Annotated in this window: 19 protein-coding genes and 1 pseudogene; 14 read left to right on the top strand and 6 right to left on the bottom strand. The window is 43.9% G+C overall.

Features of this window, described 5'->3' with window-relative positions; genetic code table 11:
• The first annotated feature begins 10 nt into the window (after positions 1 to 10).
• The 3 genes from A28LD_RS10090 to A28LD_RS10080 all read left to right on the top strand — a co-directional run bounded on the left by A28LD_RS10090 (position 11) and on the right by A28LD_RS10080 (position 3,372).
• A complete protein-coding gene (locus A28LD_RS10090; protein ID WP_007420985.1) occupies positions 11 to 811 on the top strand; it encodes a hypothetical protein in 801 nt (266 codons plus the stop codon).
• 246 nt (positions 812 to 1,057) lie between these two features.
• Entirely contained in the window at positions 1,058 to 1,651 is a 594-nt protein-coding gene (locus tag A28LD_RS10085) for a hypothetical protein (RefSeq protein WP_007420984.1), read from the top strand.
• A gap of 479 nt (positions 1,652 to 2,130) precedes the next feature.
• Positions 2,131 to 3,372, top strand: coding sequence for a hypothetical protein (locus tag A28LD_RS10080; protein WP_007420983.1), 1,242 nt, complete (start codon positions 2,131 to 2,133; stop codon positions 3,370 to 3,372).
• Between the two features lie 114 nt (positions 3,373 to 3,486).
• Here the strand turns inward: A28LD_RS10080 and A28LD_RS12175 are convergent.
• Positions 3,487 to 3,630 (bottom strand): annotated as a pseudogene (locus A28LD_RS12175) (transcription elongation factor GreAB); the annotation flags it as partial.
• 220 nt (positions 3,631 to 3,850) lie between these two features.
• On the opposite strand from A28LD_RS12175, the gene csrA reads away from it, so the two are divergent.
• The 3 genes from csrA to A28LD_RS10065 all read left to right on the top strand — a co-directional run bounded on the left by csrA (position 3,851) and on the right by A28LD_RS10065 (position 7,525).
• Positions 3,851 to 4,030: a carbon storage regulator CsrA gene (csrA, locus tag A28LD_RS10075; protein ID WP_007420981.1), complete on the top strand. Its 180-nt coding sequence runs from the start codon at positions 3,851 to 3,853 to the stop codon at positions 4,028 to 4,030.
• Between the two features lie 144 nt (positions 4,031 to 4,174).
• Entirely contained in the window at positions 4,175 to 6,550 is a 2,376-nt protein-coding gene (locus A28LD_RS10070) for a Tex family protein (RefSeq protein WP_007420980.1), read from the top strand.
• A gap of 57 nt (positions 6,551 to 6,607) precedes the next feature.
• Positions 6,608 to 7,525 (top strand): AEC family transporter, encoded by a 918-nt coding sequence (locus A28LD_RS10065; RefSeq protein ID WP_007420979.1) that lies wholly within the window; start codon positions 6,608 to 6,610, stop codon positions 7,523 to 7,525.
• Between the two features lie 47 nt (positions 7,526 to 7,572).
• On the opposite strand, the gene A28LD_RS10060 is transcribed toward A28LD_RS10065, so the two are convergent.
• On the bottom strand, positions 7,573 to 8,583 hold the full coding sequence (locus A28LD_RS10060; protein ID WP_007420978.1) for an acyl-CoA desaturase: 1,011 nt from the start codon (positions 8,581 to 8,583) through the stop codon (positions 7,573 to 7,575).
• A gap of 142 nt (positions 8,584 to 8,725) precedes the next feature.
• Between A28LD_RS10060 and fabR the strand changes: the two genes are divergently transcribed.
• Together fabR and A28LD_RS10050 are read left to right on the top strand one after the other, a co-directional pair.
• Positions 8,726 to 9,397, top strand: coding sequence for an HTH-type transcriptional repressor FabR (gene fabR, locus A28LD_RS10055; protein WP_007420977.1), 672 nt, complete (start codon positions 8,726 to 8,728; stop codon positions 9,395 to 9,397).
• Positions 9,398 to 9,523: 126 nt separating this feature from the next.
• Entirely contained in the window at positions 9,524 to 11,545 is a 2,022-nt protein-coding gene (locus A28LD_RS10050; protein ID WP_007420976.1) for an alpha/beta hydrolase family protein, read from the top strand.
• Positions 11,546 to 11,619: 74 nt separating this feature from the next.
• Here the strand turns inward: A28LD_RS10050 and A28LD_RS12045 are convergent, their stop codons facing one another.
• The 3 genes from A28LD_RS12045 to coaD all read right to left on the bottom strand — a co-directional run bounded on the left by A28LD_RS12045 (position 11,620) and on the right by coaD (position 16,802).
• The gene (locus A28LD_RS12045) at positions 11,620 to 14,370 is read right to left on the bottom strand and encodes a putative bifunctional diguanylate cyclase/phosphodiesterase (RefSeq protein WP_007420975.1); all 2,751 of its coding nucleotides are present in this window, start codon (positions 14,368 to 14,370) and stop codon (positions 11,620 to 11,622) included.
• Between the two features lie 161 nt (positions 14,371 to 14,531).
• Positions 14,532 to 16,136 (bottom strand): phosphoenolpyruvate carboxykinase (ATP), encoded by a 1,605-nt coding sequence (gene pckA, locus A28LD_RS10040; protein WP_007420974.1) that lies wholly within the window; start codon positions 16,134 to 16,136, stop codon positions 14,532 to 14,534.
• A 174-nt stretch (positions 16,137 to 16,310) separates the two neighbouring features.
• Positions 16,311 to 16,802 carry a pantetheine-phosphate adenylyltransferase gene (coaD, locus tag A28LD_RS10035; RefSeq protein WP_007420973.1) on the bottom strand — a complete coding sequence of 164 codons (492 nt, stop codon included), beginning with the start codon at positions 16,800 to 16,802 and terminating at the stop codon, positions 16,311 to 16,313.
• Between the two features lie 245 nt (positions 16,803 to 17,047).
• Between coaD and A28LD_RS10030 the strand changes: the two genes are divergently transcribed.
• The 6 genes from A28LD_RS10030 (at position 17,048) to ubiA (ending at position 22,004) form a co-directional block, all read left to right on the top strand.
• Positions 17,048 to 18,241: a glycine C-acetyltransferase gene (locus A28LD_RS10030; RefSeq protein WP_007420972.1), complete on the top strand. Its 1,194-nt coding sequence runs from the start codon at positions 17,048 to 17,050 to the stop codon at positions 18,239 to 18,241.
• 27 nt (positions 18,242 to 18,268) lie between these two features.
• Positions 18,269 to 19,294 carry an L-threonine 3-dehydrogenase gene (gene tdh, locus A28LD_RS10025; RefSeq protein ID WP_007420971.1) on the top strand — a complete coding sequence of 342 codons (1,026 nt, stop codon included), beginning with the start codon at positions 18,269 to 18,271 and terminating at the stop codon, positions 19,292 to 19,294.
• A 4-nt stretch (positions 19,295 to 19,298) separates the two neighbouring features.
• A complete protein-coding gene (glpE, locus tag A28LD_RS10020) occupies positions 19,299 to 19,625 on the top strand; it encodes a thiosulfate sulfurtransferase GlpE (protein ID WP_007420970.1) in 327 nt (108 codons plus the stop codon).
• Positions 19,622 to 20,470 carry a rhomboid family intramembrane serine protease gene (locus A28LD_RS10015; RefSeq protein WP_007420969.1) on the top strand — a complete coding sequence of 283 codons (849 nt, stop codon included), beginning with the start codon at positions 19,622 to 19,624 and terminating at the stop codon, positions 20,468 to 20,470. The genes glpE and A28LD_RS10015 overlap by 4 nt, the downstream gene beginning before the upstream one ends.
• Before the next feature lie 43 nt (positions 20,471 to 20,513).
• The gene (locus tag A28LD_RS10010) at positions 20,514 to 21,065 is read left to right on the top strand and encodes a chorismate--pyruvate lyase family protein (RefSeq protein WP_007420968.1); all 552 of its coding nucleotides are present in this window, start codon (positions 20,514 to 20,516) and stop codon (positions 21,063 to 21,065) included.
• Between the two features lie 66 nt (positions 21,066 to 21,131).
• Positions 21,132 to 22,004, top strand: a complete 873-nt coding sequence (ubiA, locus tag A28LD_RS10005; protein WP_007420967.1) for a 4-hydroxybenzoate octaprenyltransferase — start codon at positions 21,132 to 21,134, stop codon at positions 22,002 to 22,004.
• On the opposite strand, the gene A28LD_RS10000 is transcribed toward ubiA, so the two are convergent.
• Positions 22,001 to 22,651, bottom strand: coding sequence for an SCO family protein (locus A28LD_RS10000; RefSeq protein WP_007420966.1), 651 nt, complete (start codon positions 22,649 to 22,651; stop codon positions 22,001 to 22,003). The two genes, ubiA and A28LD_RS10000, sit on opposite strands and share 4 nt — an antisense overlap.
• Positions 22,652 to 22,657: the final 6 nt, after the last annotated feature.

Here is a 22,657-nt window from a genome sequence, read left to right as displayed (position 1 = left end):
GGTTGTGCTAATGAAGCTACCGCTAGTTATTGTCCTGTTTTTAGTCATTCTCATCGGTATGACTTTAGGAATGATTTATGTTCACTACCGCTGCGAGTTTTATTACGAATGCTGGGGTGGTTATGACCGTTCATCTTTAGGTGACTTAAGCGACTTCATAGGCGGCCTTTTAAATCCAATATTAACGTTTATCACAGTTCTGATTTTGCTCATAGCCTTGTTCCTACAGCGGGAGGAGCTTGGCAAGGTGTCTAAGCAACTTGAGCTGACCACGAAGGTTCATGAAGAAACTATGGCCCTACATGAACGAAATAGTTTACTTGATAGGATTGAAAGTAAAACTCACGAATACGAAGAGCAGCTTTATAGCCTTCTAGCATTAGAAATAGAAGTGGTGGACGAAGAGGCGTGCAGGCCTTGCACATTCGCGAACCTCATTAAGTCAGCCGATGACCTTTTGCCAATAGCTCGGCACAATGGTTACAGAAGAAGCTCATATACTGTTCAAAATCCCATGACGAGCAAAATGCCCACTCCTGATAGAGAATTGCGTCCTCTGCGTGAGCTCGATACACAGTTAAATAAAATACTACAATCGATCATCGAACCTTTTCAGCATCTTTCAGAACTTAATGCTAAGCCTTACCAATACATTGAAGTTCTTGAGCCGATGACAGCAATGACCAAACATCATCTGCCAGAAAACTTAGACTTAGGCTCAACATCGAACAATCAAATTAGGAACCGCTTACTAGAAAAACTAGACCAATTATTAGCTGATGCAGATCAAGAAGCTCGAACGGCGAAGTAAAGATAGCCGCTGAAGCCTTCAAATCTCTTGCCGTAAGGGGGCATTTTTATACTGCTGGTAACAACGTCTATGAATCCCGCGCATAAGCGAAGCTTAATACGTCATTTGGTTATGACTTTGTGCGCGACTGAGAAGAATTTTGACCTTTACCCTTAAATAACATCATACTTTCAATGAGATTTCAGTTTTTCGCTGACAGCCGAACATGTTCGATATTTCACTGAAATCTACAAGGAGGAACTCGAAATGCTTGATTTCTTGAAAGAAAAGATGCCAACAGATAGTCAAGCCTTTGACGTACCTAAGGTAGGTATTTCTGATATTGTAAATGGTCTACTTGATTTAAAGCGCTATTCTAAAAAATTCAACTGCAGGTGGATGACCGAGAATAAGTTTCCTGGTACTGCAGCTATGGTTTACTGTGAAGAAATATTTGGGTTAATAGAAATCCTTCCCGATTGGCATTTTCAGACGCCACTAGCTTTGGTTGTCAAAGACTGCCCAAATTTCATTGGGGAATGTTTACCTTCGGAAATCAAATCTCTGCAAGTTATAAACTGTCCAATGTTTTCGGGGAAAAGACTTCCCGAGATAGAAGTTGGCATATTAATCATTCAGAGCTGCGATAGAATAAACTTTGCAAAATTCCCTCTGCCCAAAAGACTAGGGTGCTTGCTTGTCTATAGGCCAGTGGATTTCCCGAATCAGATTCAATGGGCATCGGATAAAAACATCTTAGTGCTAACGAAAAAAATGAGACAAGAAGGATTTGAGGTTTATGAAAAGGAAGATGTTATTGAATACACAAACCCTCTAGAATCAAAGATGTACCAGATGTGATGTTCCCCTGAAATAACAGCTTATTTTCAATGAGAAAGTTAAGAAGTTAGTGAGCTCTTGCGTGGGAAAAACGACTTGAACTTCGAAACTAATCAAATGTATTCGATGGCACTTGTGTTAATTTGTCGGTAAAAATGCTTCACCCAATCAGTCGTGTATAACCATAACCTCGGTCTATTTTCTAGCCTTTTTCTCCTTTGATTTTTTGGTCGGTTCTTTGAATCGGAACCTGTCATTACCCGTTTCAATTATATGCCAATGATGAGTCAATCGTGACGGCTCACTACAAAAGGTTTGGATAAATTTCATTCCTTATCATTCAGGCCACGCAAGTATGCAAGAAAAGACACTTACGACTATTATTAAATCTGCAAGCTCACGTTACGGATGTGTCTTGGACGAGAGCTTAGTCAAGATGAAAGCGGTCAAAACCATGTAATGAATTATCGTCTCAGAAAATGAACCGTGAAGGTGGTCAGATGATTTCGTCTATGATTTGTTATACGAAAGAAATGAGTGATGCTGAACGAGAAATTTTGCACAAGTATTGGGAGTTCGACAAATCAGCATTTCCCAGCTTCAAGCTTGGGACGTCTCGCCTTAATGAGAGTAAATCCAAGGGTGCTAGGGACTACTCACATTTTGTGAAACAACCTAATTTTATGTACTACCATAAAAACTTTTTCTGCCCAACGTGCTACAAAGCAGTGGCGATCACAAATCGTACCGAATTCATTATGCGCCTTCAGGGGAATAGGCCTCAAAGCTGTGAAAGTTGCTCGAAAAGTCGCTGGGAAAAAGCAATTCAAACAAGTATAGCTTCGGCACGAGATGTAATTGATAGATATATAGAGGGCATTTTCTCTGAAACTGATTACTTAGATTCATTGTCCTACATTCAGGCATTGTGTCTTGTAATTTTAGCCTCAAGGCTGGAAGAAAGAAGTACTTTTATTGCTGACTATCCGCATGGTATTTCTATTACTGGTACTGAGGCGGTAGATATACGAATCGTTGAATCACTCTTAAAAATAAATGCATTAGTTTATTTTGAAACCCCTAGAGATGTAATGACTGCGCGCGTTTGTCTGTCCATGAATAGAGACCATGCAGCTTCTGACGTTGAGAGAGATCTACTCCGAAGAACCGCGGAATTGCCGCAGGGGTTATACCTGAATCCTTTTATCGGCAATAAAAGGCTCAAAGCCTCAGCTCTCACCAACCTTTTCCATAATAAATTAATTAGCACTCAGGCGACTGTAGAAGATATTAAGGATATATCCCGAGCCATTCAGAATGTTCAGTTTTTAAAGTTGTATCAATCACTTAAAAGCATTAGGGCTTCATTCCAAATACAGATCAGTGATACTCCTGCTTTAAGGGCATTGCTTGATCACTTGGCAAAGAAGTATCCCCCAGACAAAGCTTACTTCACCTTTGCAGCTAAAGCTAAAGACGTCGTTGTATACATTCACACTGGAAACGCGAACCGCTTCGCAAAAATGAATTTTTTTACTAAAGCTGTATCGGATTACATAGCTTACATTGAGAACCTCAAACTCCCTTTGAAACTCACTAAGATTTTTCCTGAAACTGAAATACAGGATTTTGAAGCTTTGTTCAGCCACCTCTACTTAGATGACCACTATAATTTTAGTAGACTCTCAACCGAGGAAATTGTTGCTAGATGGCTTAATTCAGACGGCGTATTTGATGATTAGCAGTGTAATCTGTATGAAAAGAAAAATAGTATTAATAATAGTGTGCATACTATTATTTTATTTAAATATAACAATGGCTTATAATAAATAGTAGCTTATTAAGGGTTATTTGTTGTAATCGGCATTTTCCGAGCGGTCGCCTAAACTCGCAGCCCAAGCAACCTTTTTCGTTACTTCGGGGCGCTCAGTGCGCCACAAATTATCGAGCTCGCGTTCAAGCTTGGTATAACCCGCACTGGTTATAAGATTAGTATGCATATTACTCATCCTTTACGCGACGCCTATTGTCGCGTAAATAGCATTTCTGGTACGATACTTTATAACAGTAGTGTATGATCTTTGACAAATAAACATCATGCTGATTAAAAGTCATAGTTACATTACCCAAGGTCAAATTTGAAACGTGGCTTAAACTCAAATAATTATAGAATAAGAGCCTAAAGATAGGTCTTTCCCTCTGCGCTAAGGATAATTGTAAATGCTAATTCTCACCCGCCGTGTTGGCGAAACGCTCATGATTAATGATGATATCAAAGTAACAGTATTAGCTGTTAATGGTAACCAAGTGAAAATTGGTATCGATGCACCGAATAATGTTGCTGTTCATCGCGAAGAAATTTATTTACGCATTGAGGCAGAAAAACAAAACAAGAGCTGAGTTTTGGTGAATATTTAACTATGTAAGCAGAGTTTCTGAAATAAGTTTGCTGAGAAGGGCAATCAAGCACTGAGATAGTTCTCCCGAGCGGGCCCCCGTGGTAATATCAACGGTATTATTTTTCGCAGAAACGGAAGAAATTGAATGTCTGCTGCTCGTTTGAATATTGCCAAAGTGATCGCCGAAGAACTCAGTGTTCGTGAAAGCCAAGTTACCGCAACCATTGGGTTGCTTGATGATGGGTCCACCGTTCCATTTATTGCACGCTACCGCAAAGAGGCCACTGGCGGTTTAGACGATATTCAACTCCGTAGTTTAGCTCAACGCCTTACCTATTTGCGTGAGCTTGATGAGCGCCGCCAGGTTATCACTAAGAGTATCGCCGACCAAGATAAGCTTAGCCCTGAATTAGCGCAGGCTATTCATCAATGCTTAAGTAAAACAGAACTCGAAGACCTATACCTACCATTCAAGCCCAAACGCCGCACCAAAGGCCAAATTGCAATTGAAGCTGGCCTCGAACCCCTAGCTGATAACCTAATTACCACCGAGCAAGACCCGGAAAAGTTGGCTAGCGCTTTCCTTAATTCCGATGCTGGGTTCGCCGATGAAAAAACGGTATTGGAAGGTGCGCGTTTCATTCTCATGGAACGTTTCGCGGAAGATGCGCAATTACTTAAATCAATTCGTAGCAAGCTTTGGCGAGAAGCAAATATCGAATCAACCATGGTGGCAGGTAAAGAAAAAGAAGGCGCGAAGTTCCGTGATTACTTCGAGTATCAAGAACCATTACACAAAATCCCTTCGCACCGGGCATTAGCTTTGCTTCGAGGTCGGAACGAAAGCGTTTTACAAGTAAAATTGAACGCAGACCCAAACCAAGATGAATCTGTGCGTAGTAGCCAATATGAATCGATAATTGCTAACCATTTCAAATTCGATACTTCCGATAGTGCCGCAGGTTTATGGCGCAAACAAACTATACAGTGGACATGGCGGGTAAAAATACTACCGCGCATGGAAACCGATTTACTTGGTCAACTTCGAGAAATGGCGGAAGCCGCTGCAATTGATGTGTTTGCCCGCAATTTGAAAGATTTATTAATGTCAGCACCGGCTGGATTGCGGCCAACGCTGGGCCTTGATCCTGGGCTGCGCACCGGTGTGAAAGCAACCGTAGTTGATGGTACCGGCAAGCTTTTAGGCAGCTCTACTATATTCCCACACGCACCACAAAATCAGTGGGATAAATCAATACGCACCCTAGCCGCTTTGTGTAAACAACATAAAGTAGAGCTCGTTGCTATTGGTAACGGAACCGCTTCTCGTGAAACAGATAAGTTAGTGGCTGAATTAATGGCTGCTAATCCAGAACTAACACTTACCAAAGTAATGGTGAATGAATCGGGCGCTTCAGTTTATTCAGCATCTGAGCTGGCGTCTTTAGAGTTCCCTGATCTTGATGTTTCCTATCGCGGCGCTGTTTCTATTGCGCGCCGCCTGCAAGATCCGCTCGCTGAACTTGTGAAAATAGAACCAAAAGCAATTGGCGTAGGCCAGTACCAACATGATGTAAGCCAATCGCAATTAGCGGTTAGCCTTGATGGCGTAGTGGAAGATTGTGTAAACGCGGTTGGGGTGGATGTAAATACAGCATCGGTGCCACTCTTAGCGAGAGTAGCCGGTTTAAACCGTAACCTAGCACAAAATATTGTGAACTACCGTGAGCAAACCGGTACCTTCGGCAGCCGCAAAGATCTACTCTCGGTGCCACGCATGGGGCCTAAGAGCTTTGAACAAGCCGCGGGCTTCCTTCGGGTAATGGCCGGAAAGAACCCTCTTGATGGCTCTGCCGTGCATCCCGAAGCCTACCCTATTGCCGAACGAATCGCAGCAAACAACCAGCGGAATATCGCCGATATCATTGGCGATGCTGGTTTCTTGAAGAGCTTAAACGCGCAAGATTACACCGATACCCATTTTGGTGTGCCTACCGTAATGGATATTATTCGCGAACTAGAGAAACCTGGCCGAGATCCACGCCCAGAATTTAAAACAGCAGAATTTAAAGATGGCGTTGAAACCATTAAAGATCTAAAAATTGGTATGACCCTCGAAGGCGTCGTAACCAACGTTACCAATTTCGGTGCATTCGTTGATGTGGGCGTTCACCAAGATGGGTTGGTGCATATTTCTGCCATTTCCGATAAGTTTATCAATGACCCGCATGAAATTGTAAAAGCCGGTGATGTGGTAAAAGTAAAAGTAATGGAAGTGGATGCCGATCGTAAACGAATTGCCTTGAGCATGCGGCTGCAGGATCCAGTTTCTACAGAAACAGCTACATCAGCAAAACCTAACAGCTCAGGAAAGCCGCAGAAAAATAAATCTGCGCCTCAACGCGGGAGCTCAACAGATAAAGGCGCTGGTTCTAAAGCTTCAGGATCTAACGCTTCTAGCAAAAACGCTCCAATAAACAGCGCATTTGCCGATGCGTTTGCAAAAGCCACAAAACGTTAAGCTAAAACACATAATGTTTTTTAATGCTGGCTCAGCTTTTTTCAAGGAACATTTGGTATGAGTGCGATGCTTTTAATTCTGGCTTATCTTGCTATTGGCCTCGTGCTCAAACGTACCCATTTAATGCCGGTAAATACCGGCCAAGTACTTAACCAATATGTAATTAACGTGGCTGTACCAGCCATGATTCTGCTTCACCTACCACACCTCGATATCACCCGGGCAATATTAACACCCGCAATTATGCCGTGGGTGTTATTTCCAATTTCGATAGGGTTAGTGTTACTAAGTGCTAAAGTTTTTAAGTGGTCGAGGGAGCTTACTGGCGCGCTTCTTATCGTTGTACCACTAGGAAACACATCATTTCTAGGCTTTCCCATGGTGGAAACCTTTTTCGGTACTGCGGGCCTCCCTTACGCTGTTATTTATGACCAAGTAGGTTCGTTTATTGGCCTTGCGTTTTTTGCCACCTTTTTCGCTGCACTCTACGGCAAACGTGAAGATGGTTCGGATGAACGTTTGAGTAAAGCTAGCATGGCTAAAAGGCTATTAACCTTCCCGCCGGTTATTGCATTAGTCGTAGCCCTGTTATTTGGCATGGAAACCTACCCCGGTGTGTTAGAAACGTTAATCAGTAATCTTGCGGCTACGCTCGTTCCGGTAGTAATGATCGCTGTAGGCTTTCAGCTACAATTTCGTATACCACGCAGCGATTTGCTGCCCTTTTCAATTGCTATGGTAATCAAGTTACTAATATTGCCAGCAGTAGCATTCGCCATTATCCGCCTCTTCAATCTGAATGATTTAGCCGCTCAAGTAACCGTTCTCGAGGCGTCTATGCCATTTATGATTACTGCTGGTGCCGTTGCCATTAGCGCTGGGCTAAAGCCTCGTTTTGTTGCCTCGCTTGTTGGCTACGGCATTCTTATCGGTTTAGTTACCGTGCCAATTTGGGCTTGGATTTTAAAAGCATAAAAAAAGGTGCGCTGATAGCGCACCTTTCTAGTTTTTTACATCCGCACCTAAGCTTTCAACTGGCGCTGTATTTGTTTACGCCGAGTAAGCCACTGCTTTTGAGTTTGATAGTAAGCTTGCATTTCGCCCAAAATCACTTCGTATTCTTCTTGTAAACGCTCAGCTAGCCATGGCTTTTTAGCTACCACGCGCTTAATTTTCATTTCTAAACGGGCTTTCTCAATTTGATACGGGTTTGCCTTTTTGAGATTTTTCGCCAAACCAACCCAAGAAAACGCGCGAATTAACCACTTGCTCGGATCAAAGTGATACCACCGAATGCCATTACGGTAATCACCTGAAAAAATATGGTGAAAGTTATGATATCCCTCACCATAAGTGAGCAATGCAATCCAGCCGTTATCCCGCGCTGAGTTCTTATCAGTGAACGTTTGTTTCCCCCACACATGCGCAAGAGAATTGATGAAAAATGTAGTGTGGTGGCCAACTACCAAACGCAAAAATCCGGCTATTAACAATGCTCCCCATACTTGCCCGAGGGCCAGGCCAATGAGTAAAGGCACGCCAATATTCATAAATAGCATTAACGGTAAGTAGTATTTGTGTTGCCACATTACTATTTTATCTTTTTGCAGATCTTTCACATTCGAATAATCGGTATACCGATGTTCGTGGTACTCGCGCAGCATCCAACCAATATGGGCAAACCAGAACCCTCGGGAAATCGAATATGGGTCGTTATCACGATGATCAACATGCTTATGATGCTCACGATGATCAGATGACCAATGTAAAATACTATTTTGAAGTGCTAATGCTCCACCTAGGGCGAATAACAAACGCACACTCCAGTGGCCATCCCAAGCGCGGTGAGACCACAAGCGGTGATAGCCAGCGGTAATGGAAATACCCGCATATACTGCCAAAATTGCGAAAGCGGCAAACAAACCCCAACTAAATCCTTGATAAAAAAGATAAAGCGGCGTGCCTACAGCGGCAACAAGGAATGTGATGGTAAAAAGGCTGGCGTTTAGCCAGAGAATTGGGGGTTTTTTCATATTTATACAACTTTTTAGCGAACAACTGTTCGCTGAATTTATCTTTTATGGAGGAATTAATCAAGTGCCTTTGCAAAAATTGATCTAACAGCTGTTCACTGATAAATTACCTTTCAACATCGTAACTCTTGGACAACGCCATATGACCGGCATTCGGGCAAAGCAAAAAGAAAAAACTCGGCGAGCGCTCATTAATGCAGCGCTCAGCCAACTTAGCCCGCAAACCGCATTTTCCAGCTTAAGCCTGCGTGAAGTTGCCCGCGAAGCAAATATTGCACCTACCTCATTTTATCGCCACTTTCAAAATATGGATGAGCTCGGCCTCACGTTAGTTGATGAGGGTGGGCTCACCCTCCGCCAGCTATTGCGTCAAGGCCGACAACGCTTAGCCGATGGCGGTTCGGTTATTCGCATTTCGGTAGATATTTTTATGGATTTCATCAGTAACAATCGAAGTGTGTTTAGGTTGTTATTGCAAGAACATAGTGGCACATCAAAAGAGTTTCGCTTAGCTATTGCACGGGAAATTCATCATTTTAAATCTGAGCTCGCTGATTATTTGCACAACGAACGGCGGCTTCATGAAGATTTAGCAAGATTACAAGCCGATGCTATGGTTCGCGTGATGTTCAGCATTGGCGCAGATGCCCTCGATTTGCCTGCAAGCGATAAAGCTGCGTTAATTGAAGATACCATTCTCGAACTGCGTATGATTGCCCGTGGAGCAACCGCTTTACAAACCAGCTTTAATGCTACAAAAGGCGAAGCCGGTGCGGTGAAAAAAAGAGCCGAAAGCGCTCCTAAAGGTGCTTAAATTCACCAGCCCTGATAAACTTCCTTTCGATTATTACCACGCTGCCAACTTTGGCAGCACTACTAATGCAGAAGCTAATAACCGCCCTGAAGAGGCCGAAATCTGCGCTAACCAAGGAGAAACCCTATGAGCCGACTGTCAGTCTGCTTCGGTGTTATCATATTATTGTTAATGGGCAATGCCTATGCGCAACAACGAGATATCACCCTCGAAGAAACCATAACAATACAGCGAGTAACACAAGCAATAAGTTCCAGTGATGGTAACTATACTGCCTTTACCCGTTTTCGCGCGCGTACACCTTATCAAGAAGACGATGGCACCGCTTACAGCGAGTTATTTGTTCGTAACGCCGAAGGCAATATCATTCCTTTTATTACTGGCGATGTACGCATTGGCCAAATAACGTTTAGTGCCGATGATAAAGGTATTTTCTATCTTGCCACCCGCGGCGATGATAAGCATACCAGCCTTTACCACGTGCCTTTAACTGGCGGTGAATCAACTCGGTTCTTCCAACATGAAACCGCAATTGGCAGCTTTAGCCAAAGCACTGACGGCCGCTGGATTGCGTTTACCGCGCGTGAAAAAGGGCCAGAAAAAGCAACTGAATTGGCGAAAAAAGGCTTTCGTGCGCAAGTATATGAAGAGCAAAACCTGAAAACGCAAATTTGGCTTTTAGATACTGAAAGTGAAACCAAAGAAGCAAGCGTTTTAGCCTTGGATGAGCACGTTCATTCTATTCAATTTCGCCCTGGCCACGAGCAATTGCTGGTACGTGTTGCGCCAACCACCATGGTTGACGATGATTTAATGCTTAGCAAATATGCAATCTTCAGTACTAGTGGTGAAGAAATTGTACGCTTCGATACCAACGGTAAATTAGGCCGCGCAGCGTTCTCTGCTGATGGTTCGCAACTTGCGTTTATCGGTGGTGAGGATCAACACGATCCTGCAACCGGGCGCCTGTTTCATGCTGATTTAGAAACTGGTTCGGTACGTGATTTATTCCCTGGGTTCGCTGGCCATATTCAAGATATGGTTTGGCAGAGCAACAACGAATTAGTTTGGCTTGCCGATATTAATGTAGAAACCGAAGTGCGCGTAACTAACGTTTCTTCTGATAATACCCGCACTTTGATTAACCAGGGTGAAGGCGTGTTTAGCCGCATTGCCGATATTAGCGCCAATAGCCAACTTACACTGATTGGCCACAGCCCTGCGCACCCACCAGAAGTGTTTAGCTTCAGAGCTGGCGAGCTTAGCCGATTAACTGATTCCAACCCTTGGCTAGCAGAAGTTCGCCAACCACGCCAAGAAGTTATCAATCATACCACCAGTGATAACGTTGATTTACAAGGTATCTTGGTGTATCCGCATGATTATCAAGAAGGCCAACGAGTGCCCGTTATCATGTCTATTCATGGTGGCCCAGAGGCTCACGTTCGCAATGGTTGGAACGATAGATACTCAAGCCCAACCTGGTTCGCCGCACAGCAAGGTTTTGCTACTTTCTTCCCGAATTACCGCGGTAGCACTGGCCGTGGCGTTGAGTTCAGCAAATTAGGGCAAAACGATTACGCCGGTAAAGAATTCGACGATATCGTTGCTGCTAAAGAACATTTAGTTGAGATTGGATTTGCTGATGCCGAACGTGTTGGCATTACCGGTGGCTCTTATGGTGGTTATGCTTCTGCCTGGGGCGCTACGAAACAAACCGAGCATTTTGCAGCAAGTGTAATGTTTGTGGGTATTTCAAATAATTTATCGAAATTCGGCACTACCGATATTCCTAATGAAATGCACTTGGTACATGCGCGCAGCTATCCTTGGGATAAATGGCAGTGGTATTTAGAGCGCAGCCCAATTTACTGGGCTGAGCAAGGCCGAACACCGATTCTAATTATGCACGGTGCTGATGATACCCGTGTTCACCCAAGCCAATCAATGGAGCTTTATCGTTACTTGAAAGTACACGGTAACGTACCGGTACGCTTGGTGCTTTATCCGGGTGAAGGCCATGGTAATAGCCGTTCAGCTTCGCAAATGGATTATGCATTACGCTTAATGCGTTGGATGCAGTTCTACCTCATCGATCAAGAAGAAGGTATTCCTGAACATGAGTTGCCGCATGCTGAGCATATCTAAGCCCTAGCACATAATAGATAGGCGCTGGTTTCAGTACATGAAGCCAGCGCCTTTTTTATATGCAATCCACTTAATTATAGTGGTTCTTGTTTTTCTACCAGTTCAAGAAGTTCTTCGATAGACATTGGCCTAGCAAAGTAGAAGCCTTGCATATAGTGGCAACCAGCCTGCTCTACGAATTCAGCTTGCTCAAGTGTTTCAACACCTTCAGCTGTTACCGTTAGATGCAATTGCTGCGCCATGCCGATAATCGTTCTCGTTATAGCCGCATCATGCTCGCCACTTAATACATCCTTGATAAAGGTTTGGTCAATTTTCAGTGTATCAATTGGTAACATTTTTAAATATGACAAGCTCGAAAAGCCGGTACCAAAATCATCAATAGAAATACTAAAGTTCCGTTTCCGTAATGATTCCAAAAGTTTGATAGCACGTGCTGAATCTTCCATTAATACACTTTCGGTAAGTTCTAAGTGCAGTTTACTTGCAGGAAAACCAGAAAGGTTCAATGTATGAGTTAATGATTCGATAAAGTTGGCGCGATTAAATTGCACTGCAGATAAGTTAACTGCCACTGAGAAATCGCCCAATTCACGAAATTTCAAACCATCTTCACACGCTTGTTGAAGTACCCACGCACTAATCGGGATAATCTGCCCAGTATCTTCTGCAAGAGGAATAAAATCAGCCGGAGATACGAAACTACCATCTTCTTTTTGCCACCTTAGAAGCGCCTCACAACCTACTATTTTCCGATCACCGCAACGAATAATCGGTTGGTAGTGGAGTTTTAATGCGCCTTGTTCGAGCACATGCTGTAACTCGTTACGTAGAGTTACGGAAGAATGAAAACGCTCACTAATTTCGCTTGAATAGAACTGGTAGTGATTTCTTCCCTGCCGCTTCGCTTGATACATCGCCATATCAGCATGCTGAATTAACTGCTTGGGATCCGGCGGGCTTTGCAAAGTGGTAGTAATGCCAATACTTGCGGTTAAATACAGGCGATATTGATCAATATGATACGGCTGAGAAATACTGCTGAGAATATCGTTTATTAAATCAGTTACCGGATGATCTGCGCGTAGTTTAGGTATCAGCACAATAAATTCATCGCCGCCAAAACGGCCAACAATTGCATCATTGCGCATACAATTTTGCAACCTACGGGCGGTTTCTTGTAATAGTTTATCGCCTACTAAAAGCCCCAAGCTATCATTTACAGGCTTAAACCCATCAAGGTCGATAAATGCTACCGCAATGCCATTACCTGTTCGAACCGTGTGCTCGCACCATTCTTGTAAATGCTTTTCTAGCACCGCCCTGTTAACTAGCCCAGTTAGGCTGTCATGCGTGGCTTGTATTCTTAATTGCCCACGTTGCGAACGTAAAATTTGGCTCGCTTCCATACTGATAACCAGTAATGCTGATAACAGCAGACCACTAGCAATCACAATAGTATAGAGATTTGCTAAAGCCCTTAAATCTTCAACCCCCGAGTAAAAACCAACCAAGCCAACCAGGCCACCTAATGGAATTTCCATATCTAAGGAATGTTGATAGAGCGATACTGGCTGCTGCCGTTGTAAATCGATAACGTGGGTAGAATTCCCTTCGCCACGCAATAAATACTGATTATTAATATTGGCATACGTATGTAAAATCTCGTCGAGATCGCCTTTGGCAGGGTTAATTAACGCAGCAAAATCGAATAGTGCTATTACATACCCAAACAGTTCACTTTGTTCATTGCCACTATTACGATAGATAGGCAGGCGCATCAAGACAACGGGGTTCCCTTCGCTGCGAATACTCTGTAGCGGAACGAGTACACCAGAAGCCCCATGTGTCCGTTGGAAGTAACGAGCAACATCTGGTGTTCCTAATATCCAATAACTGCTGGCATTTTCCTTGGTGTTTTCAAAAAGAATTTCATTATCAGCATCAACCAACATAATTGATGTAATTTGCTGCATATCGTTTAAATAGTTGGCAATATCTAATTCGATTAAAGCAGTTAAATCTCCTTGGGCAATATGCTCCCAGCGCGCAGCTAAACGTTGCATCAGGTTTACGTTATTGGTTAATACGCGCTCACGGTTCTCTTGAGCCAATTCCATTGTTGTTAAAATTTGGCTTTCTACTCGTTTTACTTCAGCTGACGATAGAATAAACCAGGTGCTGCAAACCACAGTTACACTGGCCAGCATCATTGTCATTGCTCGCCATTTCGGCATAAGTTCTTTCTCAGAATCCTGATAGGAACCAATTAACAGTGCAACGCCGAACAAAAATAAGAAAAAGACACTAATGCTTACCACCATTGGGTGTGGGCCAAACCACATAAACCAATCGGAATGCCAACACATTAAGCTATAAATTAGGCCAGCCAGCATAGTGCTGTAGCCGCCAATCCGCCAAAGCACTCGGCGTTTAGTTGGGGAGATTCCAAAAACTAAACACACACCAATGAGAATAAAAAATAAACTAACAGGCCAGCGTAAACTAGTTTCCGGGCCGCTAATTGAATCCAGAGCACTTGCCCAGATTGAGCTATTTATCGAAGAATAGGTTGCAGCCAGAAAAACCAACATACCAAAGAAAAAACGCAATATGGGAAGGCCACGCACAGCCCCAAAGAGGGAGAGCCCGATAGCGAGGGAAACAAAAGCTGCTGTAGGCGAGAGAACTTCAGTTAAGGGCTGACTTTTACCTTTTAACGTAAAAATACTTAAGCCAATAATACCCGTAATCACTGCTGCTACCACGATTGTGTAGAAGACAGCGATTGCCGAAGTGTTTCCCGTGATTGCATGCCGTTTCAAGGGAAAGTTACCTTTATGTTATTATTATTATTTTTGGAGTGTATGCGGTTTTCTGAATAAAATCAAAGCGTAGATTTTCCTAAAATATTGCTAAGCTCTTAAATTAAAAGGAAAAAGCCGGCAGAAGCCGGCTTTTTCTTTACAAAAAAGTTGTTAATTTTTTAAGGTAGTTGTGGGCCTGCCGCAACTAACGCTTTGCCTTCTTCATTATCTGTGAATTTTTCAAAGTTTTTCACGAATCGCGTTGCCAAATCTTTTGCTTTTGCATCCCATTCAGCGGCATTGCTGTATGTTTTTCGTGGATCTAAAATGCTGTTATCGTCAATGTTTGGTAACGCTGTAGGTATGGCTACATTGAAGTATGGAAGTTGCACAAAATCCGCATCTTCAATACTACCATCGAGAATAGCATCGATAATCGCACGCGTAGCTTTAATCGAAATCCGCTTGCCAGTGCCATTCCAACCGGTATTCACCATGTAAGCTTCAGCACCGGAATCCGCCATACGTTTTGCCAACACTTCGGCATATTTAGTTGGATGTAAGCTTAAGAACGCCGCGCCAAAGCATGCTGAGAAAGTTGGTGTAGGCTCTGTAATACCACGCTCTGTGCCTGCCAGCTTTGCTGTAAAGCCCGATAGGAAATGATATTGCGCTTGTTCACTAGTCAGTTTTGCAACGGGCGGTAGCACCCCAAAGGCATCTGCAGTTAAAAAGATAACTTTCTTCGCATGCCCCGCCTTAGAAACTGGCTTAACAATGTTATCGATATGATAAATTGGGTAAGAAACTCGAGTGTTCTCAGTTTTTGAACCATCACCATAATCAACACTATCGTCATCACGTACGGTAACGTTTTCTAGTAATGCATCACGGCGAATAGCACGATAAATATCTGGTTCTGCATTTTCTGATAAATTAATTGTTTTGGCGTAGCAACCGCCTTCAAAATTGAACACGCCATCGTTATCCCAACCGTGCTCATCATCACCAATTAACTGGCGTTTCGGATCAGTAGAAAGTGTGGTTTTACCTGTGCCCGATAAGCCAAAGAAAATGGCCACATCGTTATCTTTGCCTACGTTTGCAGAACAATGCATTGATGCAATGCCTTGTAGTGGTAAGAAGTAGTTCATCATTGAGAACATACCCTTCTTCATTTCGCCGCCATACCAGGTGCCGCCTATAAGCTGCATACGTTCGGTAAGGTTAAACGCCACAAAGTTTTCAGAATTCAAACCCTGTTTCTCAAAATCTGGGTTGGTGCACTTCGCACCATTCATTACTACGAAATCTGGCGTAAAAGTTTTCAGTTCTTCATCGCTTGGGCGAATGAACATATTCTTCACAAAGTGCGCTTGCCACGCCACTTCAGTGATAAAACGAACCGCTAAACGCGTATCCGGGTTTGCTCCGCAAAAGGTATCAACAACAAACAAACGCTTGGCTGAAAGTTGCTTGGTTACCAATGCCTTTAACTCATTCCAAGTATCGGTAGTGATAGGTTTATTATCGTTCTTGCCTTGATCCGACCACCACACCGTATCGCGAGTTGTATCGTCACGAACAATATATTTATCTTTTGGCGAACGGCCAGTGAAAATTCCGGTATCTACGGCTACCGCACCATTGGTGGTAACACGTCCTTGTTCATAGCCTTCGAGATCTTCACGAGTTTCTTCAATAAAAAGCAATTCGTAAGATGGGTTATAAACGATTTCGGTGACGTCTGTAATGCCGTATTGGCTCAGATCCAGATCAGTCATGCGAAGGGCTCCTGCGGGTACGAAGTTAAGTATCAAATAAGTAGCGAATGAGTGAAAAGCACGAGCACAAGGCAGTAACAGCCAATATGCACTATCAAATCTGTTGCTTTTTCAGTCGAAATAATAACGGTTTTTAGTTTATAAAGATAGCCCGAATATGCCTTCTAGCGCTATTCAGGCGCGCTTAGCTGTAAACTTATCGTGCAACGCTTTCGCCACTTTATCATCAGTAAATTGTTCCACTGCACCACCGTGTAGTGCTACTTCTTTCACCAGTGTTGAAGAAATAAACGAATTCTCTTCCGATGGTGTTAAAAACACACTTTCAAGATCTGGATTTAGCCGCCGGTTCATATTGGCCAGCTGAAACTCATATTCGAAATCAGCAACCGCGCGCAAACCACGAATGAGCACATGAGCTTTGTGTTCACGTGCAAGTTCAGCAAGTAAACCAGTAAAGCCGATTACTCGTACATTATCAAGATGCGCAGTTGTGTGCTCAATCATGGCCACTCGTTCATCAAGGCTGAAAAGTGGTTGCTTGCTAGTATTCGCGGCTACACCAACAATTACTTCCGAAAACAATTTGGCGGCTCGTTCAATTAAATCAATGTGGCCATTCGTTACCGGATCAAAGGTTCCAGGGTAAATTGCACGTCTATACATAAGTTTCACTTTCTCTAATTCGTGGCTTGATAAGTTATCTTAGCAAACGCTCTGGTTGGGTATGCTCTTTGCAACAAATGTATGCGCATCGAACAACGCGAAAAGAGTACCGGATCCGAACAATAGCGTCTATTCCTGTTTTTTCAACCATGAATATTGGAAAGAATGCTGCAATACGAGCTCGAGAAGCGTAAAATACCGCGCATTATGCGTAACAAGCTCGCACTTATATCTAGGAGAAATAAATGAAAGATGCATTATACACACAGCTCAGTGAGCAGCTCGCCGAAGTTAAATCGGAAGGGCTATATAAAAGCGAACGTATCATCGCCTCTTCCCAATATTCCGAAATAGAAGTAAACGGGCATAAAGTTTTGAACTTCTGCGCCAACAACTACTTGGGTTTGGCAAACAACCCAGAGCTAATAGCCGCTGCCAAACAGGGCTTAGATAGCCACGGCTTTGGTGTGGCTTCGGTGCGTTTTATTTGCGGTACCCAAGATATTCACAAAACTTTAGAGAGTAAATTGAGTGAGTTTCTTGGCACTGAAGATACCATCCTCTATTCATCTTGTTTTGATGCTAACGCTGGCCTTTTTGAAACAATTTTAGGCCCAGAAGATGCCATTATTTCTGATGCGCTAAACCACGCTAGCATCATTGATGGTGTGCGTTTATGCAAAGCCAAACGTTTCCGTTATGCCAACAACGATATGGCCGATTTAGAGAAACAGTTGCAACAAGCTAATGCCAATGGCGCACGGCATAAGTTAATTGCCACCGATGGTGTTTTTTCGATGGATGGCATCATTGCCAACCTAACCGCGATTTGTGATTTAGCCGATAAATATGGCGCATTGGTAATGGTTGATGATTCTCACGCTGTTGGTTTTGTTGGTAAAAAAGGCCGTGGTAGCCATGAGTTTCACAATGTAATTGATCGGGTTGATATTATTACCGGCACATTAGGTAAAGCCCTTGGGGGTGCTTCTGGTGGCTTTACTTCAGGTAAAAAGGAAGTGATTGATTGGCTACGCCAACGTTCGCGCCCTTACTTGTTCTCGAATTCACTGGCGCCATCTATTGTTACTGCCTCTATTCGGGTACTCGAAATGCTTAGCGAAGGCGATGAGCTACGAGAACGTTTAACCGATAACAGTAATTATTTCCGTGACCGAATGAGTGCTGCTGGCTTTACATTAGCCGGAGCCAACCACGCCATTATTCCGGTAATGCTTGGCGATGCCAAACTGGCTTCACAAATGGCTGATCGTATGCTTGAAGAAGGCATTTACGTTGTTGGCTTCTCGTTCCCAGTTGTACCTAAGGGGCAAGCGCGTATTCGTACGCAAATGTCGGCCGCACATACTCGTGAACAGCTCGATAAAACCATTGATGCCTTTATCCGCGTAGGTAAAGAACTCGGTGTGATAAACTAATACAAATTTTCTGGAGTGGATTTCAATATGAAAGCGCTTGCAAAACTGAAAGCTGAACCTGGGTTGTGGCTTACCGATGCGGAAATGCCGGTATGTGGCTATAACGATCTTTTAATTAAAATCAAAAAAACTGCAATTTGTGGTACTGATGTGCATATTTACAAGTGGGATGAATGGTCACAGAACACCATTCCACTTGGCATGACAGTGGGCCACGAATACGTGGGCGTGGTTGCTGAAGTTGGCGAGGGCGTGCGCGGGTTTAGTGTTGGTGATCGCGTTTCTGGTGAAGGCCACATTACCTGTGGCCATTGCCGTAATTGCCGGGCTGGTCGCCGCCACCTTTGCAGAAACACTACCGGTGTTGGTGTGAACCGTACGGGTGCATTTGCCGAATATCTATCAATTCCAGCCGATAACGCCTTTAAAATTCCAGATGAGATTTCTGATGATTTAGCGTCCATTTTCGACCCTTTCGGAAATGCCGTTCACACTGCACTTTCATTTGATTTAGTGGGTGAAGATGTACTTATTACTGGTGCCGGCCCTATTGGCATTATGGCTGCAGCCGTTGCCAAACATGCGGGTGCTCGCCACGTAGTGATTACCGATATTAACGATTACCGCCTAGAATTAGCCACGCAAATGGGTGCTACTCGCGCTATAAACACTAAGCACACCAAAATCACCGATGTTATGAAAGAGTTGGGTATGACAGAGGGTTTTGATGTTGGCTTGGAAATGTCAGGAGTTCCCGTTGCCTTTAACCAAATGCTAAATGCCATGAACCACGGTGGCAAAGTTGCGCTGCTGGGTATTCCTCCGGGCGAAATGGCGATTGATTGGAACCATGTGATTTTCAAAGGCTTGGTGATCAAAGGTATTTATGGCCGCGAAATGTTTGAAACCTGGTATAAAATGGCTGCACTCCTGCAATCAGGCTTAGATTTATCACCAATTCTAACGCATCAGTTTTCTGTAGATGATTTCCAAGAAGGCTTTGATACCATGTTATCGGGCCAATCTGGTAAAGTAATACTGAACTGGGATTAAGTTGATGGGAACCTTTGCATGTATGCCAATCGCGCAAGCGGAACCGCTAATAGCAGAACCAACAACTCAAATTGTTGATATTCGTGATGCGAATTCCTTTGCTGCTGGGCATATTCCAGGTGCAATACAACTAAGCAATACGAATCTGCCACAGTTTGTGGCTGCGGCAGATTTTTCTAAACCGCTTGTAGTTGTTTGCTATCACGGCATTAGTAGCCAGAATGCCGGGCAATATCTGGCCGAGCAAGGCTTTGAAAATGTGTATAGCCTTGATGGCGGTATGACAGCTTGGGCGCTACAACACCCGAATAAAGTGGAACACGGCCTGTGAAAAAGCTCTTCAGCAGTACCGACCCACAGCAAATAGCCATGTTGCAGCAAATTATGCAGCGTTCTGGGGTTCCCGTTACTGTTGTAGAACGAGGTAGCGCACTCGAACTCATGTTAATTCAGCCAGGCTACGAACCCGTAGCCAAAGAAATTATTCGTGAGTTCAAGGCCAATCCGCCAAACCTTGATGATTTTATCCATCAGCAAAACGCACAACCCAAACAGCCGCAGGGCCCTGCCCTATGGAAAATCCTTGCGCGCCAAGCGGGTATCGTTACCTTTATCGTTTTCTTAGCAGTAATGATTACAGCATTAATGCAGTGGTTAATTGCACCTACTGAAACCATTTCACAATTAATTTTTACTCCGCGCGGCGTTCCTGAATTAAGCTTTAACCAGCCTTGGCGTTTCATTACTCCCGTTTTGCTGCATTTTTCGGCTACTCATTTGGTGTTTAACCTATTCTGGTGGTGGTACTTAGGGGGGCGCACGGAATTAGCATATGGTTCTGGCGTGCTAGCTGCCGTAACCATTATTACTGCGGTTGTTTCCAACTACTTCCAATGGGCCTCTTCTGGGCCCTTGTTTGGCGGTTTATCGGGCGTAGTATACGGCTTACTTGGCTTTGCTATGGTAGCTGCTTGGAAGAAACCCACACACCCACTATCTCTGCCGCCATTTTTGCTTATTTTTATGATTGGCTGGTTGCTGCTTGGCTATACCGATATTTTGTGGGTGAACGTAGCAAATGAAGCACATGCCGTGGGCCTTATTAGCGGTATCGTTCTTGGCTTCATTATACGCTTTCGCGATCAGCAAAAAACGCGCAGTTCTCGGCGCTTTTAATAAGAGGAATCCGGAGCCAATCGAGCGTCCGCATTAAAGAACCATGGAAAGAACACCTCAACATTCCATTCTACTGGGCTCAGATTGGCAACCCGTGAAAACGTGTCAGGCCCCAGCATTAGTACACGCTTGGCTTAGTGATGCTGGTTCATTAACAGAAAAATTAAAAGCGTTGCCCGGGGAGTTTAAAGTAGAAGTGCTCGGGCAATACGAAGCTATAGCGGAAGCAAATGAATATGCAGTGCTGGGCATAAAACCACAACCCGTTGTTATTCGCGAAGTAGTGCTTTATAGCCACAATAAGCCGATGGTGTTCGCCCGAAGTATTTTACCCTTTAAAGAGCTTTTTGATGGCTCTGAATTTGCCAACTTGGGTGCGAATCCTCTTGGTGAACGCTTGTTCAATCGCCCGGATATGCAGGCAGGAGAAATTCAAGCGTCTGCGTTTTCAGCCTCTTCTGCTGTTGGAGAACTAAACCATCGTTTGAATACCACGCAAATGCCCTTATGGGGCCGGCGCCGGTGCTTTCACCTTCCTGAAACACCAATATTAGTAGCAGAAGTGTTTCTCTCTGCGGCTCCCTGTTATTCTTAAATCTGCTATGCTGAAATTAAGCATTTGAAAAACTTTGGCTTTGCCATCTATTTAAGGGGACGTTAAATGACTCGCTTTGATCATTACCGCGCGTTAATGCGGATGGATAAGCCCATTGGCACTTGGCTGCTTGCTTGGCCAACATTTTGGGCATTATTACTCGCGGGGGTGGGCGATCCTTCAGTGCGCTTAGTGGCTATTTTTGCCGCTGGTGTATTTCTTATGCGCTCGGCTGGTTGTGTTATTAATGATTTCGCCGACCGGAAGCTAGACGGAAAGGTTTCACGAACCCAAAATCGGCCATTGGCTACTGGTGCGGTATCTTCGGCAGAAGCGCTCATCTTGTTTGTTATTCTGATTACCCTTGCCTTTATGTTAGTGCTTACCCTAAACACACTTACAATTTTGCTGAGCTTTGTTGCGGTTGGGCTCGCTATTGTTTACCCCTTTGCAAAACGTTTTACGCACCTACCTCAGTTCATTCTTGGGGCTGCGTTCAGCATGGCAATACCCATGGCCTTCGCCGCTGAATCAAATAGCTTACCACTTATATGTTGGGTATTGTTTTTGGCGAATACACTCTGGACAGTGGCATACGATACGCAATATGCCATGGTAGATAGAAATGATGATTTACATGCAGGGATAAAATCAACGGCCGTGCTTTTTGGCAACCGTGATATTCTTGCCATTGCGTTGCTACAATCAGGGACCATCATTTTGCTTTTATTGGTAGCGTACCTAATTCAGGCTACAGCGCTGTTTTGGCTATCAATTATAGTGATGGCAGGCTTTTTTGCTTGGCAGATTTGGGTGATTCGCAACCGTGAGCCAGAGGCCTGTTTTCGTGCATTCCGGCAGAACCATTATGCCGGAATGATTGTTGCTATCGGCTTAGCGTTACATTACTGGCTGCCGATTCCGTTTGGTATTGCTTAGTAGTTGTTCGCCCGCTCAAGGTAACGAGCAATTTTCTGGAAATCATTCACTAAATGATTTGGGTTTACCGTAGCAAGCGAACCTAGCTCATGTGATGGCCGGAAAATTGCTTGTTGATTCCCATTTGGGTCCACCAAAATAATAGCCGAGCTGTGATTTACTAAATAATCCGTTTCATCTTCATCTGGCAACGAATACATCAAGCCGATATCACGAACAAATGGATAAAGTTCTTTGTGCTCTGCACGAACACCAAAAAAGCCTTCACCAAAGAAATCGATGTACATACTGACACGCTCGATATCATCCCGCTTAGGGTCTACGCTTATCATCCATACTTGCACTGGAATATCCGTAGCCGCATCAATATCGGCCCAACGTGATTTCAATTGTGCCATTGTGGTTGGGCAAATATCGGGGCAGAAAGTATACCCAGTGAACATCAGTGTCCATTGCCCAATCAAAGCCTGATTTTCCACATCCGTTCCACCTGTACCTTCCAAAATGAACGGTGAAATTGGCCGAGCATTATCATAGATACGCGCCGATTCTAGCTTTGGTGCGTTGTTACTGGTGATTTGCACGTAACTAAAGGCACCTACAACTGCAACTGCCAGTAAACCTATAAAGCCAAGGGCCTTTCTCATGATTTT

The organism is Idiomarina sp. A28L (assembly GCF_000218785.1).
Classification (GTDB): domain Bacteria; phylum Pseudomonadota; class Gammaproteobacteria; order Enterobacterales; family Alteromonadaceae; genus Aliidiomarina.
Note: the sequence above shows the minus strand (reverse complement) of the source record. Positions and strands in the feature narration are given on the sequence as shown.

Excerpts from the sequence above, each read along its gene's own strand:
- A28LD_RS10000 (WP_007420966.1), bottom strand. The coding sequence starts at position 22,651 with ATGAGAAAGGCCCTTGGCTTTATAGGTTTACTGGCAGTTGCAGTTGTA.
- coaD (WP_007420973.1), bottom strand. The coding sequence starts at position 16,802 with ATGTATAGACGTGCAATTTACCCTGGAACCTTTGATCCGGTAACGAAT.
- fabR (WP_007420977.1), top strand. The coding sequence starts at position 8,726 with ATGACCGGCATTCGGGCAAAGCAAAAAGAAAAAACTCGGCGAGCGCTC.
- A28LD_RS10090 (WP_007420985.1), top strand. The coding sequence starts at position 11 with ATGAAGCTACCGCTAGTTATTGTCCTGTTTTTAGTCATTCTCATCGGT.
- A28LD_RS10080 (WP_007420983.1), top strand. The coding sequence starts at position 2,131 with ATGATTTCGTCTATGATTTGTTATACGAAAGAAATGAGTGATGCTGAA.
- A28LD_RS10070 (WP_007420980.1), top strand. The coding sequence starts at position 4,175 with ATGTCTGCTGCTCGTTTGAATATTGCCAAAGTGATCGCCGAAGAACTC.
- A28LD_RS10085 (WP_007420984.1), top strand. The coding sequence starts at position 1,058 with ATGCTTGATTTCTTGAAAGAAAAGATGCCAACAGATAGTCAAGCCTTT.
- tdh (WP_007420971.1), top strand. The coding sequence starts at position 18,269 with ATGAAAGCGCTTGCAAAACTGAAAGCTGAACCTGGGTTGTGGCTTACC.
- A28LD_RS10060 (WP_007420978.1), bottom strand. The coding sequence starts at position 8,583 with ATGAAAAAACCCCCAATTCTCTGGCTAAACGCCAGCCTTTTTACCATC.
- A28LD_RS10050 (WP_007420976.1), top strand. The coding sequence starts at position 9,524 with ATGAGCCGACTGTCAGTCTGCTTCGGTGTTATCATATTATTGTTAATG.
- A28LD_RS10065 (WP_007420979.1), top strand. The coding sequence starts at position 6,608 with ATGAGTGCGATGCTTTTAATTCTGGCTTATCTTGCTATTGGCCTCGTG.
- A28LD_RS10010 (WP_007420968.1), top strand. The coding sequence starts at position 20,514 with ATGGAAAGAACACCTCAACATTCCATTCTACTGGGCTCAGATTGGCAA.
- pckA (WP_007420974.1), bottom strand. The coding sequence starts at position 16,136 with ATGACTGATCTGGATCTGAGCCAATACGGCATTACAGACGTCACCGAA.
- ubiA (WP_007420967.1), top strand. The coding sequence starts at position 21,132 with ATGACTCGCTTTGATCATTACCGCGCGTTAATGCGGATGGATAAGCCC.
- csrA (WP_007420981.1), top strand. The coding sequence starts at position 3,851 with ATGCTAATTCTCACCCGCCGTGTTGGCGAAACGCTCATGATTAATGAT.
- glpE (WP_007420970.1), top strand. The coding sequence starts at position 19,299 with ATGGGAACCTTTGCATGTATGCCAATCGCGCAAGCGGAACCGCTAATA.
- A28LD_RS10030 (WP_007420972.1), top strand. The coding sequence starts at position 17,048 with ATGAAAGATGCATTATACACACAGCTCAGTGAGCAGCTCGCCGAAGTT.